13 protein-coding genes are annotated in these 16,681 nt (G+C 57.8%); 5 read left to right on the top strand and 8 right to left on the bottom strand.

Annotated features, from left to right (window positions below):
• Window positions 1–424: 424 nt before the first annotated feature.
• A complete protein-coding gene (locus HBOR_RS14750) occupies window positions 425–1,189 on the bottom strand; it encodes an IclR family transcriptional regulator (protein WP_006056040.1) in 765 nt (254 codons plus the stop codon).
• Between the two features lie 466 nt (window positions 1,190–1,655).
• On the opposite strand from HBOR_RS14750, the gene aceB reads away from it, so the two are divergent.
• Window positions 1,656–2,960, top strand: a complete 1,305-nt coding sequence (aceB, locus tag HBOR_RS14745) for a malate synthase AceB (RefSeq protein ID WP_006056041.1) — start codon at window positions 1,656–1,658, stop codon at window positions 2,958–2,960.
• Between the two features lie 49 nt (window positions 2,961–3,009).
• Here aceB and HBOR_RS14740 read toward each other — a convergent pair whose 3' ends face one another.
• Window positions 3,010–3,387, bottom strand: coding sequence for a VOC family protein (locus HBOR_RS14740; protein ID WP_006056042.1), 378 nt, complete (start codon window positions 3,385–3,387; stop codon window positions 3,010–3,012).
• Window positions 3,388–3,488: 101 nt separating this feature from the next.
• Between HBOR_RS14740 and HBOR_RS14735 the strand changes: the two genes are divergently transcribed.
• Window positions 3,489–6,506, top strand: a complete 3,018-nt coding sequence (locus tag HBOR_RS14735; RefSeq protein WP_006056043.1) for an FAD-binding and (Fe-S)-binding domain-containing protein — start codon at window positions 3,489–3,491, stop codon at window positions 6,504–6,506.
• A 173-nt stretch (window positions 6,507–6,679) separates the two neighbouring features.
• Here the strand turns inward: HBOR_RS14735 and HBOR_RS20075 are convergent, their stop codons facing one another.
• Window positions 6,680–6,844, bottom strand: coding sequence for a hypothetical protein (locus HBOR_RS20075; RefSeq protein ID WP_165351532.1), 165 nt, complete (start codon window positions 6,842–6,844; stop codon window positions 6,680–6,682).
• A gap of 167 nt (window positions 6,845–7,011) precedes the next feature.
• On the opposite strand from HBOR_RS20075, the gene HBOR_RS14730 reads away from it, so the two are divergent.
• From HBOR_RS14730 to HBOR_RS14720, 3 genes are all read left to right on the top strand, one after another.
• The gene (locus tag HBOR_RS14730; protein WP_006056044.1) at window positions 7,012–7,365 is read left to right on the top strand and encodes a 4a-hydroxytetrahydrobiopterin dehydratase; all 354 of its coding nucleotides are present in this window, start codon (window positions 7,012–7,014) and stop codon (window positions 7,363–7,365) included.
• Window positions 7,366–8,429: 1,064 nt separating this feature from the next.
• Complete coding sequence (locus HBOR_RS14725) at window positions 8,430–9,026, top strand: hypothetical protein (protein WP_241432395.1); 597 nt, start codon at window positions 8,430–8,432, stop codon at window positions 9,024–9,026.
• A 321-nt stretch (window positions 9,027–9,347) separates the two neighbouring features.
• Window positions 9,348–10,439 (top strand): translocation/assembly module TamB domain-containing protein, encoded by a 1,092-nt coding sequence (locus HBOR_RS14720; RefSeq protein ID WP_241432396.1) that lies wholly within the window; start codon window positions 9,348–9,350, stop codon window positions 10,437–10,439.
• Between the two features lie 164 nt (window positions 10,440–10,603).
• Here HBOR_RS14720 and HBOR_RS14715 read toward each other — a convergent pair whose 3' ends face one another.
• The 5 genes from HBOR_RS14715 to nosZ are packed head-to-tail and all read right to left on the bottom strand — an operon-like array spanning window position 10,604 to window position 16,680.
• Window positions 10,604–11,554, bottom strand: a complete 951-nt coding sequence (locus tag HBOR_RS14715; protein WP_006056047.1) for an ABC transporter permease — start codon at window positions 11,552–11,554, stop codon at window positions 10,604–10,606.
• Window positions 11,551–12,519, bottom strand: a complete 969-nt coding sequence (locus HBOR_RS14710; protein WP_006056048.1) for an ABC transporter ATP-binding protein — start codon at window positions 12,517–12,519, stop codon at window positions 11,551–11,553. The genes HBOR_RS14715 and HBOR_RS14710 overlap by 4 nt, the downstream gene beginning before the upstream one ends.
• Window positions 12,506–13,888: a nitrous oxide reductase family maturation protein NosD gene (gene nosD / locus HBOR_RS14705; RefSeq protein WP_006056049.1), complete on the bottom strand. Its 1,383-nt coding sequence runs from the start codon at window positions 13,886–13,888 to the stop codon at window positions 12,506–12,508. Before nosD ends, HBOR_RS14710 begins: the two co-directional genes overlap by 14 nt.
• A 2-nt stretch (window positions 13,889–13,890) precedes the next feature.
• Window positions 13,891–14,655, bottom strand: coding sequence for a hypothetical protein (locus HBOR_RS14700; RefSeq protein ID WP_006056050.1), 765 nt, complete (start codon window positions 14,653–14,655; stop codon window positions 13,891–13,893).
• Window positions 14,656–14,661: 6 nt separating this feature from the next.
• The gene (gene nosZ, locus HBOR_RS14695) at window positions 14,662–16,680 is read right to left on the bottom strand and encodes a TAT-dependent nitrous-oxide reductase (protein ID WP_006056051.1); all 2,019 of its coding nucleotides are present in this window, start codon (window positions 16,678–16,680) and stop codon (window positions 14,662–14,664) included.
• Between the last annotated feature and the right edge of the window lies 1 nt (window position 16,681).

Raw genomic sequence — 16,681 nt, 5'->3', positions numbered from 1 at the left:
TCGCGTAGCTGGATTATTTGGCGCACTCTAAACAAATCGAATATTTTCATTTGAATTCCAATATACTGTCGATCATAGATGGATTCTCGCTCTATTCGTTTCTTTCCGCTAAAATTCGCCGATGAGTTCCTTGCTACATCGTTTTACTGATGTCGGGGGAATAGTTATTCCATACACTCGTGGAAATATTGATAGTTGGACCTACAATCAACGTGGATTTTCTCTTAACTGAGTATTAATTGTCGGTCGTCGGCTTCGTCTCGGTTCTACTCAGTTCGATGGTTCGTTCCGGCCACTATTCGGACTGGGACAGTCGTGTTCCGGCCATTGGGTTGTAGCACTACTCACTGCATCTCCTAACTAATACCGGTGGCATTACATAGTTACTGTTGTCAAGGTATGGTACCAAGCGGGTTGGAAATCGCTACTTGTGGGCAAGATTCACTTCGATGACGTTAGCTGCCTGCTTCACTGTGTCGATGATCTCGCTCTCTCGTTCGGGTGCGGCCATCCGATTGATAGGGGCGGTGATGCTGATGGCGGCTTCTCGCCGGTCACCCGTCTCGACGGGTACGCCGACGCATCCTGTTCCATTCACTCGTTCTTCTTTGTCGTACGCGATACCCTCCGCTCGAATCGTCTCTAATTCCTCGAACAACGCCTCGCGGTCGGTGATCGTGTTGTCCGTCTCACCGGGGAGGCCATGTCTATCGAGAATTTCCTCGACCCGTTCGTCTGAAAAACTCGACAGTAATGCCTTGCCGATTGCGGTCTGGTGGAGGTGAACGCGCTTTCCGAGACTCGTGTCCAGATTGACCGCTTGGTCGCCACTGGTGGTGTGAATGTAGATTCCGTAGCCGTGTTCTTCGATCATCAGGTTCGCCAGTTCGCCGGTTTCGACCGCCATCCGACGCACCTCGGGTTTTGCGACTTCGTAGATACCGTCGTACCGTTGTGCGATGCCGCCCAGCTCCAGACACCGCAATCCGATGAGGTACTCGTTGTCGCGCATGACGACGAGTCCTCCTTTTTCGAGCGTGTTGAGGTGTTTGTATATTGTACTCTTGGCGAACTCGAGTTCGTCTGTAAGCTCTGCCAGCGTCGCACCCCCACCAAGGGTTTCGATGCCCGAGAGAACCGCCAGCGACGTTTCCGTCGCCCGAACCGAATCCGTTTTTGCGTTTTTCATTAGCAAACCGTAGCGTACTCTAGCGGATAAAAATTGTCGTCACCCCGTAGATACACTCTTCCGGCCGCTATCCGGCTTCTTACTGCTGATGAACGGTTAAAACATGGCTCTCTGGTGAGTATGCAGCGACGCTTTCATTCGGAATAAGGAAATCACTCAAATCGATTTACTGTTCTGAGAAGCTGAAACTAAAGCTATCAGATTTGGTAATCGATGTCAGATTTATATCCGATTGCACGAATTACTGCTGGGAAATATAGAATCTCACAAATTCTATTCTCGGATTATATTCAACAGCACGCACGCATACGACAAACCGCGTTTCGTATATGCGAACGAATTCTGGGAATATACCGCCTCTCGTTTATCCATCTGATGCGGGTGGACGAACCTGTATGATATTAATGAACATTTTGCCACAATGCGTTCATTTAACTATCTATGAGGAACTCGGTTCATACGTCATATGAGCATCAAACGGCATTACGAACGGGAGTTTGTGCGCACGTTTTTCACCTCTCCGACAGCAGTCGAAGGTGAAGACGACTCCGCGAAGATGCTGCGGAGTGCGGCCCAACTCACTGGAATGCAGGCTCCGGATGTCTGGGTTCCCGACAACGAGGACGCGACGGCACCATCGATGCGCGACGAGGGTGTCGAGAACATTGTCGAAGTCGTCTCAGAATACGGGGCCGACTTCCCTGGTGAGATTCACCCACGAATTGTGTGGCACCGCGATGATCCCGCGACCCGGTATCAGGGGTTCCAGCACATGCTTGAGATTGCGGATCCGGCTAACGGTGCCATAGAGCATATCGACGGCTTCGTCGTTCCCGAAGTCGGTGATATCGACGACTGGAAGAAGGCCGACGAGTTCATCACCATCGTGGAAAACGAGCACGGTCTCGAGGAAGGAAGTCTCTCGATGTCCGTGATTGTCGAGAGCGGGGCGGCCGAGTTGGCTCTCGGCGACCTCCGTACGGAGATGGGTAAGCCCGCTAACAATCTCGAACGACTGTTCCTGCTCGTTGATGGCGAAGTCGATTACACGAAGGACATGCGAGCGATGACCCCGACCGGCGAACTCCCCGAATGGCCGGAACTCCGTCACAACACGTCTCGTGGTGCCAGCGCCGCCGGACTCGTCGCGGTTGACGGTCCCTACGACGACATCCGCGACGTGGACGGGTACAACGAGCGAATGACCGAGAACCAAGCGAAAGGGATGATCGGCATCTGGTCGCTGACGCCCGGGCAGGTCGTTGAAGCGAACAAATCGCCGCTCCCGCCCAAGACCGGCAGTTGGTTGCTAGAAGTTGACGACCGCGAGATAGAACTTGAGGCGGCCGACGGCAAGCAGATCTACAACGGCGATAAAGTCCGACTCGAAACGACTGACAGTGGTTACGTGCTGCACACAGGCGGCGAGACGACGGAGCTAGACGAGGACGACCTCCGGAAGAAACTGCTGGATATGACCGCGTACGTCCCCAGCATGGACGACATCGTGGATTCGATGGAGGAGTTCGAGGCCGCAAAGGAGGCCGGCAAAGGCGCTATCGCCATGACCCAGTCTACGACGCTTGTCATCGACGGCGTCGAAATCGACATCGAGAAAGACCGGATGTGGGACGAAGCGACCTATCAGGCCGCACAGACGCCGATCACGCTGTTCCAAGACGTCTACGAACACCGACCGGACCAGCACGAGGAGTTAGCGGAGATGTACGGCGCTGACATCGTCGAGCGCGCTACGAACGTCGGCAACTGACGTCGAATCGGCGCGTATCAACTTTTATTTCCTTTAGCTCAGCGGCGTCTCAGTCTAACGGCTCGATGAGTTCGACCACGTGTCCGTCGGGATCTCTGATGAAGGCAGTGTACGCCTCGGCTTCGGGTTGTGGTCCCGGTTCCTTCTCGACGCCGTAATGATTGATTCGCTCAACCGTTTGATCCACGTCTTCGACGCCGAGTGCGAGGTGATCCCACCCCGTCCCCATCTCGAAGTCGGTCTCGCCGTCAGTCTCGGAAAGTTGGAGTTCGACACCGTCGCCGTCGCTCACGTAGTAGTTCGTCGTCCTTCCGTCCGGTGTCGTAAACTGCCACGATTCGGTGAAACCGAACTGTTTGTAGAACTCGATTGCCTCCGCCGCATCGGCCACGTTCAAACACGTGTGCAGTATCGTCGCGCTTGGCATACTGGCTGATGTGGCAGCTCGACTCATATAGCTGCGGGATACTCGCGTTCATTGCCACCAATCGACACAGGTTTTAACTATTGTCGATGATGAATTTTGTCATGGCGATCGAAGACCGCGATGCTTGGTCGGCACGCGAACTCGGACACGACCGACCGGACGCGGTGAAATACCGTGATTTAGCGAGAGATCTTCGCGCGCGAGTCGAAGGCGGTGTCGAGTTTGACGAGTACGCCCAGATTCTCTACTCCACCGACGGCAGTATCTATCGCGCCAAGCCTGCAGGTGTCGTCTTTCCCACCGATACGTCCGACGTGCAGGCGGCCGTCGAGGTGGCGACGAGTCATGAAGTGCCGATTCTCCCGCGCGGGACTGGTTCGTCGCTGGCGGGGCAGACCGTCGGACCGGGTTGTGTCGTTCTCGATGTCTCCCGGCACATGGATGATATCCTCGAAATCCGCCCGGACGAGAAGCGAGTCCGTATCCAACCGGGCGTCGTGCAGGACGACCTGGACGCGGCACTGTCGGAGTACGGCCTGAAGTTTGCTCCCGATCCGGCATCATCGAACCGCGCGACCGTCGGCGGCGGTATCGGAAACAACTCGACGGGCGCTCACTCGGTCAGATACGGTATCACGGACGCATACACGGAAACCGTGACGGCCGTCCTCTCGGATGGGTCGCTTTTGCAGGCGCGCGAAGTCGTTATCGACTCCTCGGAGTGGAACGACATCGTCTCGAAGGACGACCGCGAGGCCGACATCTATCGAACCGTCCGCGCAGTGGTCGAAGACAACGCAGACGAGATTGAAGCGCGCTACCCCGACCTCAAACGCCGCGTCTCGGGGTACAATCTCGACCGAGTGGTGTACGAGAACGACGCCGGCGAGCGAGTGATGAATCTCGCAACGCTATTTGTCGGAAGCGAGGGCACGCTCGGCGTTATCGTCGAGGCGGAACTTTCGCTCGTCACGGTACCCGAGGAAACGGCACTGGCCTTGTACTGCTTTGACGACCTCGTGACGGCGATGGAGGCAGTTCCGGTTGCACTGGAGTACGATGTGAGTGCCGTCGAGTTGATGGACGACGAGGTGTTTCGGCTTGCGGCCAACTCCGACGGGTACGCCGAGTACGTCGAACCCATCCCGGAGGGCACGGACGCGGCCCTACTGTTGGAGTTCGATTCGGAACTCCACGATGACTTCGAGGCGGCAATCGACGCGACGACCGAGCGATTCATCCACGACGGCGCGGCGTTCGAAGTCGTCGAAGCCTACACCGACGCGGACCAAGCCGACATCTGGAAACTTCGCAAGGCCGCTATTCCGCTTTTGATGTCGCTTGAGGGCGACGCGAAGCCCTATCCGTTCATCGAGGATGCGACCGTCCCACCTGCGGAACTCGCCGCGTACGTTCAGAAGTTCGAGGCGGTTTTAGACGACCACGACACGTCGGCCGCGTACTTCGCTCACGCGGGGTCGGGGACGCTCCACATCCGACCGATTCTCAATCTCAAGTCCGAGTCTGGTGTTGAGGATATGCACTCTATCACCGACGACGTGACGGATCTCGTCCTCGAACATCACGGCTCGTTCTCGGGCGAACACGGCGACGGGATGGCCCGGACGGAATTTAATCCGAAGATGTACGGTGAGACGCTCTGGGATGCGTTCAAGCGGGTGAAGACGGCGTTCGATCCCGAGTGGTGGATGCACCCCGGCAACGTCGTCTATCGCTCGGGGGCGGACGATATCGGTCCGGACTCCGACCGCGGTGTCGGTGCGGACATGCGCGAACATCTTCGGTACGGTGCGCAGTACCAGTCGATAGAGCCGCAGACGACGCTCGATTTCACGGACGAAGGCGGCTTCTCACAGCTAGTCGAACTCTGTAACGGGTGTGGAACCTGCCGTCAGACCGGACAGGAGGTGATGTGTCCGACCTACCGCGCCTCGCGCGAGGAAGTACAGACGACTCGCGGACGTGCGAATCTCCTTCGATCCGCGATCAGCGGCGACCTTCGTCCCGATGAAATACACTCAGAACGCTTCCAAGAGGAGGTACTGGATCTCTGCATCGGCTGTAAGGGATGTAAAAGCGACTGTCCAACGGGCGTCGATATGGCCAAGTTGAAAGCTGAGGTGAAACACCAGCACCATCAAGCGAGGGGCATCGGACTCCGTGAACGCCTATTCGCCAACATCGACACCGCCTCCAAAGTCGGATCGATGCTCGCCCCACTTTCGAATTGGGCCACGAAGCTTCCGGGGGTGCGGACGGCCATGCAGAAAGCGCTCGGTATCGCTCCCGAACGCGAACTCCCACCCTTCCGCCGGGAAACGCTTCGAGACTGGTTCGAGAGCCGCGGTGGGTCAACTGTCGAACGCACCGACGCCAACGCTCGGGTCGTGCTGTTTCCGGACACGTATACGAACTACTCGTATCCGGCGGCTGGTAAGGCGGCGGTCACAGTTCTGGAGGCTGCGGACGTTCACGTCAGTATCCCGGACGATACGGCACCCTCAGGTCGCGCTGCCTACTCGACGGGAATGTTGGATCGCGCTAAAGAACGAGCGCAGTCCAACACCGACCGGTTGGTCGGCCAAGTCGAAGACGGGTGGGACATCGTATTCGTTGAACCCTCCGACGCCGTGATGTTCCAAGATGAATACTGCAACTTGCTCGACGGACAACGCGTCGAACAGGTCGCAGGGAGTTCCTACGGTGTCTTGGAGTACCTCGACGTGCTCCGACTCGACGAGTCGCTTCCGGTCGATGACCGCTCGCTCGGCGCGGCCGGAACACTCAGCTATCACGGCCACTGCAATCAGAAGGGGACCAACAAGGACCACCACGCGGTCGGTGTGTTGCGTCGCGTCGGGTACGATGTCGATCCGTTGGACACGACTTGCTGTGGAATGGCGGGGAGTTTCGGCTACCACGACGAGCATTACGCCCTCTCGAAAGCTATCGGGAGCATTCTGTTCGATGCGGTCGATGCCAGCGACGGCGACAGAGTTGTCGCTCCCGGCGGGTCGTGTCGGTCACAACTCGGCGACCGAGAGGGTGCAAACGGAATCCCGCAACATCCTATCGAGGCGGTCGCTGACCGTCTGTGATACAGCTATCAACCTTGGTGCGGCTACCTAACACGTTAATGCGCAATTATCGTCCACAGCTGATCTGAGGGGCTAGCTTATATTGGCCCGACGTATTCTGGAACTGATGGCGGTCACACCGCCAAACGTTCAGCGACCTAAGCAGATGCTACGGGAGGTGACCCCGAGATCAGTCACGAGGGATGTTGGTGACTGATCTTCTCTGCAATCTGTCCCGGGACCGGTGTGCCACATTCTTTGCATTTCCACGCTGGATAGAGGGAGCCCCGCTCTTTGGAGAGGTCCTGTTTGTAGCGAAGCGTGGCACCGCAGGTACAGGTGTACTCTGAAAGCGTCATGTGTGTATACTGAGCGCAGACGATCATAATTTCGAGGGTAGTTGTTTTTGGACCACATGACTCACACTGTGCGGTTCGTCTGGGTGGTTCCCCTGTCCGGCGTTGTTCTCATCTCGGTTCTGCGCTGCTGGTGAAGATACATGCTGCTGGCGACCGTATCATTACACATGGCATCAACTCTCGCAGACCAAGAATGCGAAGCGTGTACTTCGGCGGATGAACCGCTCACCGAAGACGAGTACGCGAACTACCTCACCGAACTCGACGACAGTGTGTGGGAAGTCGTCGATGAGTACTATCTCGAAGGCACCTACGAATTCGAGGACTTCCGCGACGCACTGGAGTTTACCTACGAGATTGGCGAACTCGCTGAGGAAGAGTGGCACCACCCGGACATTCACCTCACTTGGGGCAAAGTACGCGTCGAGATGTGGACTCACAAAATCGATGGGTTACATAAGACCGACTTTGTGATGGCGGCGCGGATGGACCGCATTCACGAGGAGTACGAACCGAATTGATGGCTGATGTCTGCGGTTAGACCCGCAATCCGTCATCAGACTAACCCAGATTTCATTGATATGAATTTATACATCTGAATAATACTTATATATTGACCAAATACATGTGGTATTGTGAATTATACATAAATAAAGGGCCAAGTATGAGATCAGGTTGCGGCTTCACAGAATAAATTAACAAGACTTGGACCCAAATCGGGATTATATATTCTCTCCTTCTCGAAGATTTCGAGGCGGCGATATCTCACGGTAACCATCGGTGGGTCGGTCAGCGCCCTCGCCGGTTGTTCTGACATGGGTTGCGTTGACGGCACCGACCAACCGACTACCAAACGATTTGTCGGTCAATGGGGACTGGTTCGTATAGGCTTGGATACTGACAAGCGCGGTAGGCGGGCTTCTGGTCGAAGATCTGCCCAGTGTGTGAATGCGGCCGATCTCACTCGCTACATTCTATTTCGTAGAGTTTCTGACTCGAACATCTGAACTCGTTTTTTGCCATCTCAGTCGAGTTATTCAAATTTCAGGTTAAGAAAATCATACATAGGCACATATCTCTCGTGAAATGATAATGTATCTGGAATCCATTTCCTATTCTGGATTCATTACGTATGATCTCTTTCTTTATCTTGGTTTCTGACGCTGGACGGCTTCACTCTCTTCTTTTTTCGGCCGACGTCTCTGAATATACGATGTACAGTTGAGATTCACTCGATATGGTATTACATCGTTATTGCTGTCATGGCGAAGTCGCTTAATCGAGGTAATCTCCTCACTTCACGAGGTTTCTCCCGTGAAACTGCCTTTTCGACCTGAGCCGAACCTAACTGCGTGGCGAAGTGGAAAGTAACTATTGGTTAGTTAGCGCACAGATATAAACACAAGGGCACAATATATTGTATGAAACTCACATCAAGACTGTCGAGCAGCATCGTCACTGTTGTCGCGATGCCCCACCTCGTGAGCCGGATCGTCGAGCTACAGGTTCCCAGTCACGTAATCCCGAAAGCCTCTCGTTTGTGGCCGTCTTGGATCCCGCCCGGATATTCTGGGGGTGCGCCATCATGAGTCATCTCTCCCCGACTAGACGTGACTGCCTCCGTACGCTTGGGGTTCTCGTCGGTGGGGTCACGGTATTGCCACAGGCCGCGACGGCAACTCATAGCCCTGACGACGTCATCGAGTATAGAGCCGGGTCCACCGACAAATGCCGGCGATTCGTCAAGTATGAGACTACCGACGGGGAGGAGTTCGAGTCCTGTATCGGACCCGACGGTGGATTCGTCGAGGAAGTTGATGACGATGGTGACGAGGAGCGAACGGAGTTCGACCGCAATGGGATAGTGCGCTACCGTAGAACAGAGGAGGAGGATGGCGACGAAGAAGAGTGGATCTACGACGGGAACGGCACACTCCGGGTCTACCGAGAAGAAGAGGAAGACGACGACGAGGAAGAACGGATATACGACGTGAACGGGACACTCAGGTTCCAGCGAACCGAAGACGACGACGGTGATGAGAGAGAGCGATGGTACGACGAAACCGGAACGCTTCGGGTGTTCCAGAAAGACGACGAGGACGGCGACGACGTACGCCGGGTATACGACGCGAACGGGATCCTCATCGAATCGGATCGTGACGACGACGATTTCGATGACTAGCGTCGCTCCCGTCGGACCCCGTCTGGAAGTTCTCTATTTTTAGGTGATTTTGAGGTTACTTCCTATCCCACTTGTTAGGGATAGTTCATATCACATCCGGTCGTAGATTCACATAGCTGTTCACAGTCGGTTTGACGACTCCCTAGAAGCAGTCGTAAGGTACTCGGTTGGTCTCCGGATCACCGGTGCTCACCTTTGCTTCGGACTGTCGCCACCCTCTAGTGTATAGCAACATGAAGAACCATGATTCAAATATACGGGCGGCGGAACATAGCGAGAGTACTTGCACCGATACTGGTACTCGTGATGGTGCTCTCCGTGATGGTTGCACCGGTCGCAGCAAGCCACCGGTCTAGCAACTTCGATGTGGAAACTAGTGATGAGCGTGTCGAGCTAGATGGTGACGACTTCGACATTGAGTTTCGGTCCGATGGTCGCGTCGAAATCGAGGGTGACGACTTCGATATCGAGCTAGACGGTGACCGCATCGACCTTGAGAGTGACGACGTCGAGGTCGAGATTAACGGTAACGAGATTGAGGTCGAAGGTCGTAGCGGCAGCCTCACTCTCGATGTCGAATACAACGGCAACGACCTCGAGGTCGACAGTGATGACTTCGAGATCGAACGCAAAAACGGCGAGTACGATGTCGAGAGCGATAACGAAAACCTCGACATCGAGAGCGACGGCGACAGGGTCGAAATCGAGGGCGACGAGTTCGATATCGAATTCGACGGCGACACGATCGAAATCCAGACTGACGACTTCGATGTCGAGATCGACGCCGATGGTGACATTGAGGTCGAGACGAACGACTTCGACTTCGAGTACGACGGATCGACTCTCGATCTTGAGAGCGACGACTTCGACGTCGAATTCGACGGCGACCGCATCGAAGTCGAGGGAGATGACGGCGACTTCGAGTTCACCCTCGACACTGATGACAACGGTAACGTGGTGTTCGACGGTGGACGCGACGTAGATATCGAACTCGACGACATCGAGGTGGAACGGGATAACGACCGCGCGGAGGTCGAAACTGACGACCTCGACTTCGAGAGCGACGACGACCGCGTTGACGTCGAAGGCGACGACTTCGAGATCGAACGTGACGGCGACCGTGCCGAGGTCGAAAGCGACGACCTCGAATTCGACAGCGACGACGGTCGCGTCGAGTTTGAGTTCGACGGCTCCGGCGGGATCGATATCGAGATCAGAGACGGCCGCGTCGAGGTCGAAACTGACGACCACGATATCGAGCACGACGGCGACAGCCTCGAAGTCGAGACCGACGACTTCGACTTCGAGAGCGACGACGACAGAACCGAGTTCGAGGACGACGATCACGACATCGAACACGACGGTGGTGACCTCGATGTCGAGCACGACGACCTTGACTTCGAGAGCGACTAAGCCGTCTCCACGCGGGGACGCACTTTTCTGGGCTGCTTCTTACCGGCTTCTTACCGCTATTTACGCCTGCTGCTAACCGGCATTTAGGACTCCGGAGCACCGGCATTTAGGAACTCGCTTTCGGTATTTTAGCGATGACCGAGGTAGAAAGCGATGGCGGCGGGCTAGAGGCTCCGATGGCGCACAGCACGCGCCGCGGCGGCGACGGGGACAACGACCCAGACGGTCGCCGCGACTGCGAGAAGTGGCATCGAGAGCGTGGATTCCCCTACGACGGTCGCCAGTCCGCCGCCGGTCGAGTCGATACCCGAGAGGACGAACACTCGGAAGACGCTCACCGGATTCGAGAGGACCATCACCGATAACGCGCTCTGTGGGAGTTTTGACCCGGCCACGAGACCGAGTGCGAGCAGGTCGTGTCCGAACACGAACCAGACCCAGACGAGGAGTGCGGCCCCCAGTGCGTGGGTCTTCTCACCGACGACCGACGAGACGAACACGCCGACTGCGAGGAACCCCAGTCCCAGCGCAACTGAACCGAGCAGGAACGTCGCGTACAACACGGTGTTAGCGCTCGATGCCACCGAAAACAGCAGAATCCCGCCGATTCCGAAGCCGATGCTCGTCGCGGCCACGAGCGTGACCGCCCGTCCGAGGTACGACCCGACGACGACTCGCGCACGCGAGACAGGGAGTGCAAACACGATGTCAAGCCAGCCGCGTTCCTCGGCCCCCACGACTGCATCGAAGCCGAAGACCAGCGCAGCGAGGGGGAGCAGATACGTTGCCAACGAGGCCATACTCACGATGACCGCATCCGCCCGTACCGGGCCGACACTCGACGCGCCGAAGCCGACGATGAGCGACGCAAAGAGGGTGAATAGCGCGGCCAGCGCAACCGCCCAGCGATTCCGAACCGAGAGTCGGAACTCCATGCCCGCGACCGTGGCAATCTGTCGGAGCGCACTGCTATCCTGCCCGTCGGTTGATTCCGTCACTTCTGGTGCTTCCGCTACATCGGTTGGTTCTGTCACGTTAGCGTCTCCGGTCGTTGTGACCCCACCGTCTGTCTCGTGGCTTCGACCGGAATCCGCTCTGTTAGGTCCTTCGGTCATGTTTTCTCCCTCTCCTGCTCTTCCGCGTCTTCTCCCTGCTCTTTCTTCGACGCGCCGCCAAGAGTGTGCTCGAAGACCTGTTCGAGGCCCGGCTCGGTAACCTCGTACCCCGACAGCGACGCGGCGTCCATCAGGTCGTCTAACAGGCCGGGGGGGACTTCCGACGAGCATTCGACGGTGAACTCGCGGTTAGATTGGGACCGAATGGCTCCGTCGTGTTCATCGACTACTGAAGTCGCGTCGGCCATTGACCCCGCGTCGGCCAGACGGACGCGGACTCGGACGCCGTCGATCAGGTCTCGCTTCAACGCTTCGACCGACCCGCCAGCACGCAGTCGCCCGTTGTGAACGATGCCGACCGTATCACACAACTTTTCGACCTCCGAGAGCACGTGCGAGGAGAGGACGACCGTGAGGTCGTCGTCCCGCGCTAGTCGTTCGACGACGTCGTGGAACGCGGCGACTCCTCGTGGATCGAGGCCTGCAGTGGGTTCATCCAGCAGGAGAATCGTCGGTCGGGAAAGCAGCGCTGTCGCCAATCCGAGACGGCGATTCATTCCGTTCGAGTACCCGCCGGTTCGCCGGTCGGCGGCGTCACGCAGTCCGACGAGACTGAGAACGCTTTCGATGCGGTCGTCCGCGTCGTCGAGCCCGCGCATCTTCGCGTGAAATTCGAGTACCTCCCGGCCGGTAAGCGCTGGTGGGAATCCGGCGTGTTCGGGCAGGTATCCGACTTCGCTACGGATGGCCGGGCCTGCTGTCTCAACGTTCTGCCCGGCGACCGAAACCGTGCCGGTGTCGGGTCGGACGTGCCCGACGACCAGTTTGAACAGCGTAGACTTTCCTGCACCGTTCGTACCGAGCAGACCGAAGGTAGTCCCCGGTTCGATGGATAGTGACAGGCCGTCGAGAGCCGTCACGTCGCCGTAGGTTTGCGTTACGTCGGTTACGTCAATTGCGTTCATAGTATCGTCTCCAGTCGCTGTGTGGTGGTGTCGTGAGCGGGTGGTGATCGACAACTCCCGGTGATTCGATGACCGGGAAGGAACTCTCAGCCAAGCGGATGGCGTCGAATGCGGGGCTGTCTGCGAACACCGCCGCCTGTGGATGCTCGTAGATCAGATGCTCTACCAGTCCAGACGGCCGGTAGCGAACGTCGCTGATGCCGTCGTTGTCGATGTCGGCGGCGTCGGCGGACGACCAGTAGTTACCTCGTTCGGACGCGTTCCAGACGGCCAACTCGCCGGTGACCGCGAACACTGACCGGTCGTTATTGACGAAGCTATTCCCGAAGACGCGTTCGTCTTCGGTTCCGGCGGTGAGATGGACGCCGATGCCGTTCTCCATGACGAGGTTGTTTGCCATCACGTTTCGGACCGAGTTCAGCACGTAGATGCCCCGGTCGTTGCCGACGAAGTGATTCCCCCGAACGACGGAGTCGTCGATCCGCTTGAGGAGAATCCCGTGTCCGCTCACGCCGGTGTTGTTCACGGCGACGTTATCTACGACCTCAATGTGCTCTGAGAGCATGAGCGCGTAGCCGACGTCGTTATCGAACGAGGTGTTGTTCTGTAACCGGCAGTCGTCCGAGTACATGTAGTGGACGCCGTATCGAAGTTCCCACATCGTGTTCTCCCGTGCGGTTACGTTCGACGCCCACGAGTAGTACAACCCGTCTCGAACGTCGGTGATGCGGTTTTCGACGACGCGGGTATCTGTCGTTTTCCAGAGTTGGATGCCGTTTCCTCGATAGGATAACGGCCGGACCGCTTCGCGGCCGACAATCGTGTTGTTCCGCAGAAGTACGTCGTCAACGCCGTTCACCCAGATACCGAAGGTGACGTCAGTCAGACGACTGTCGAGTATGCGCGCGTCCGTGCCGTTGACCCAGATGCCGGCGTCGTTACTTCCGGTGTCGCGTCCGGAGTTGTGAATCCAGATTCGGCGGACAGTAACGCCGTCGGCGTCTATCGTGAGTGCATCTTCCGTCTCATCGCCGTCGATACGGGCCAACCGACCGGGTGCGCTTTCGAGTGTGATGTTCGGCGTCGAGATGATAACACGCTCGGAGAAGGACCCCCGTATGTGGACGGTGTCTCCGGGCGTGGCCGCATCGACGGCCGCTTGTACCGACTCGTAGGAGTCGCCGCCGACGGTCGCCGTTCCCGTTTCGGTCGGTGCGTCGAAGGCGTACTCTTCCGGAACACCGGGTTCGAAGGCGAGGCTGTCATCCGCTCCTGCGGCCGTCGGAACCGTCAGCGCTGAGAGTGTCGTGCCGAGGAGAACGACGACCGCGAAGAGGGCGAACGCTCGTTCGGCCGATACAGACGGCATCGTTACCGCCGCCCCGTTCGGGAGGCGTCCGGAGCGGACGCTCGCTCGCTTGTCGTCCCGGTTGTCGGTTCCGTCGTCTCGTCGTCGCCCGTGAATCGGTTCCGGGCGTATCCCGGGACCTCCCACAGCGTGACCGTCGAATTGCGGACCGCGTAGCTAACCACCAGCAGTCCGATAGCAAGCATCGTCAGGTAGGCACCGGCACCGAACCGCGAGTAACTCGTGATATTGGCAACCGAATAGGTTCCCAAAAGCGGCGGTGTGAACCCCTCAACGCCCATGACAGGCGCATCCGGATCCAGCGTGTGGCCTGCCTGATACAGTCGGAACTGGATGTCTGCCAGCAGACCGGCGAACACCGCGACGGCCCCGACAAGTTGGAGTGTGAGGCCACGCCGGAGTTTCCGGGCGGTCGGCGCGAGCGCAACGAACACACTCGTTGCAGCCACCCCGACGAACGCTAGTGGCCCGAGCGACCACTCCGGAACGTCTATCGCCCGCGGGTGCGGTTCGTAGTTCGGCTGCCAGAACACAGGATCCGGATAGTAGAACCCGATGTATTTGTTCAGCCGATGGATCTCGACGAAGTCGCCGCTGACCTGTGGGTAGGCGTACAGGCTGAGGTGGAGCGGTTCGTTCGGATACTGCACGGCGTGCATCTCGATGGACCACATCGGGAGTAACAGTGCACCGAGCAGCAGCACTGCCGCTCCCACCGGAAGCAACCGGCGGAGTTGGGCGAACTCGGTTCGTCCTGGCAGATTCATGATGGTTCAGTCCCGTGGTTCGACGATCATCCGCGAGCGCATCTCTAGGTGCAGTGCGCTACAGAAGTACGTGCAGTAGATCCAGTAGACGCCGGGATCATCCGCGGCGAACGTTACTTCCCGAGTGTCCTGTGGGGCGAGCGCGAGGTTGATGTCGTGTTCGGGGATGGCAACTCCGTGGATGATGTCCGGACTCTTCTCGATGTTCGTCACGGTCATCTGCACTTCGTCGCCTTCTTTCACCGTGAATTCACGGAGGCCGAACTCGCTCCGCTTGGAACTCATGTTCACCTCGACGGTCGAGTCGTCGAGGCGTTCGATTCCCGAGTTCTTCTCGGAGATGTACTCCCGTTCTCCCTCGTAGTCCTTGGCATCCCATATCTTCGCCGGGTCCAACTTGTCTTTGTGGACCATGATGGCGTCGTGCGGTTCGGGATAGACGGGGTGATCGGAAACCAGTTCCATTCCACCGGTTTCGTTGTCTTTGTCGTTTCCGATGTAGATGAGTTGGTCGTTGTCGGGGTGAATCGGTCCGACTGGGAGGAACCGGTCCTTCGACAGTTTGTTGAGGACGACGAGCCAATCGCCGGTCGGTTCGACGGACATTGCCTGTACCGCTTGGATGTGTCCTGGGTTGTAGTGGACGTCTATCTTCCCGAGAATGGCCTCCTCGGAGCCTTTTGGTGACTCCACTGCCTTTTCGATATCCCACTTGACGACCTGCGAGTCGATGAACAGCGAGGTGTACCCGTGACCGCGGTCGTCGTACGTAGTGTGCAGTGGACCGAGACCGAGTTTGGGCTGGCCGACAATCGTCTTCGCCGGGTCGGGTTCGGTTCCGAGTTTCTCGATATCGATGATCGAGACGGTCGGAGAGAGCTTTCCGGCGACGATGCCGTACTTTCCGTCCGGCGTCACCTCAACGCAGTGGGGTGATTTCGGCGTCGGGATGTAGCGGACGAGTGGGTTATCGCCCTTGTTGAGTGAACTTTCACGGGTCCCATCGACGACGGGGACGCCGTTGACCTCCTCGTACTTCCCGGCATCAACCGCTTTCTGAATGGCTGGTACGTCGAACGCCTTCACCGAGTCGCGGTCGTCGCGGGTCATCTCCTCGATTTCGACCCCCTCTTCGTCGTTGTACGACGACGAGAGCAGCCACCGGCCGTCTTTGTCGGAGTCGGCGATGTCGAGGTTGCCGCTGACTTTCACCTGCCAGAGTACGTCCATGCTTTCGGGGTCGATGGCCGAAAACAGCGAGACGTACTTCGACGGGTCGTCTACGTCGCGCCCGTCGTTTGGAAGCGGCGCACGGAACTCACCGTTGGCGAAGACGTACTCGGTGTCGGGGCTCTGAATGCAGCATCCGTGGACTGACTGGACGTTCGGCACGTCCAGAATCGCATCCGTCTCGAAGTACTTCAGATTCACCCGTGCGACGCGGCCGTTGGCTTTGTCGTTGACGAATAGGTACTCGCCGTCGTACTTCCCATCGGTCTCGGATAAGCTCGGGTGGTGAGAGTCACCCCACGTGTAGTCGCCTGCGTCTTTAAGCATCTCCCCCGTTCCGTCGTCGAAACCGTATCCCTTCGCGCACTCCCTGTTGAACACGGGGATTCGCGTGAGTTCCCGCATCGACGGAATTCCCATTACTCTCACTTCGCCGGAGTGACCGCCACTCCAGAAGCCGTAGTACTTGTCGTGTTCGCCCGGCGGAACGAAGTGGTCGGGCACATCGCCGTGACTCGAAGACGGCGTGGCTGTACCACCCTGGCTGTCGCCCTGCCCTGCACACCCGGCGACGGAGCCCAGAACCCCGACGGCTGCCCCCGCTTTCATGAAGTCCCGGCGACCGAGACCAAGACCGAGATTCGGAAGTTGCGTCTCTACTGGGTCCGCGTCCGGCCCCTGTACGTCTGCAATAAGCGCATTCAACTGCGCCTCGTGTTCCGATAGTAATGTCTCTGCGCTACGCTCTGTTTTGGTGTCGGTCTCCTCCCCCTCCGATGTGTCGTGTGAACTCATT

The sequence above is a fragment of the Halogeometricum borinquense DSM 11551 genome (assembly GCF_000172995.2).
Lineage (GTDB): Archaea > Halobacteriota > Halobacteria > Halobacteriales > Haloferacaceae > Halogeometricum > Halogeometricum borinquense.
The sequence above is the reverse complement of the archived record's forward strand: the minus strand, read 5'-3'. Positions and strand labels throughout refer to the sequence as shown.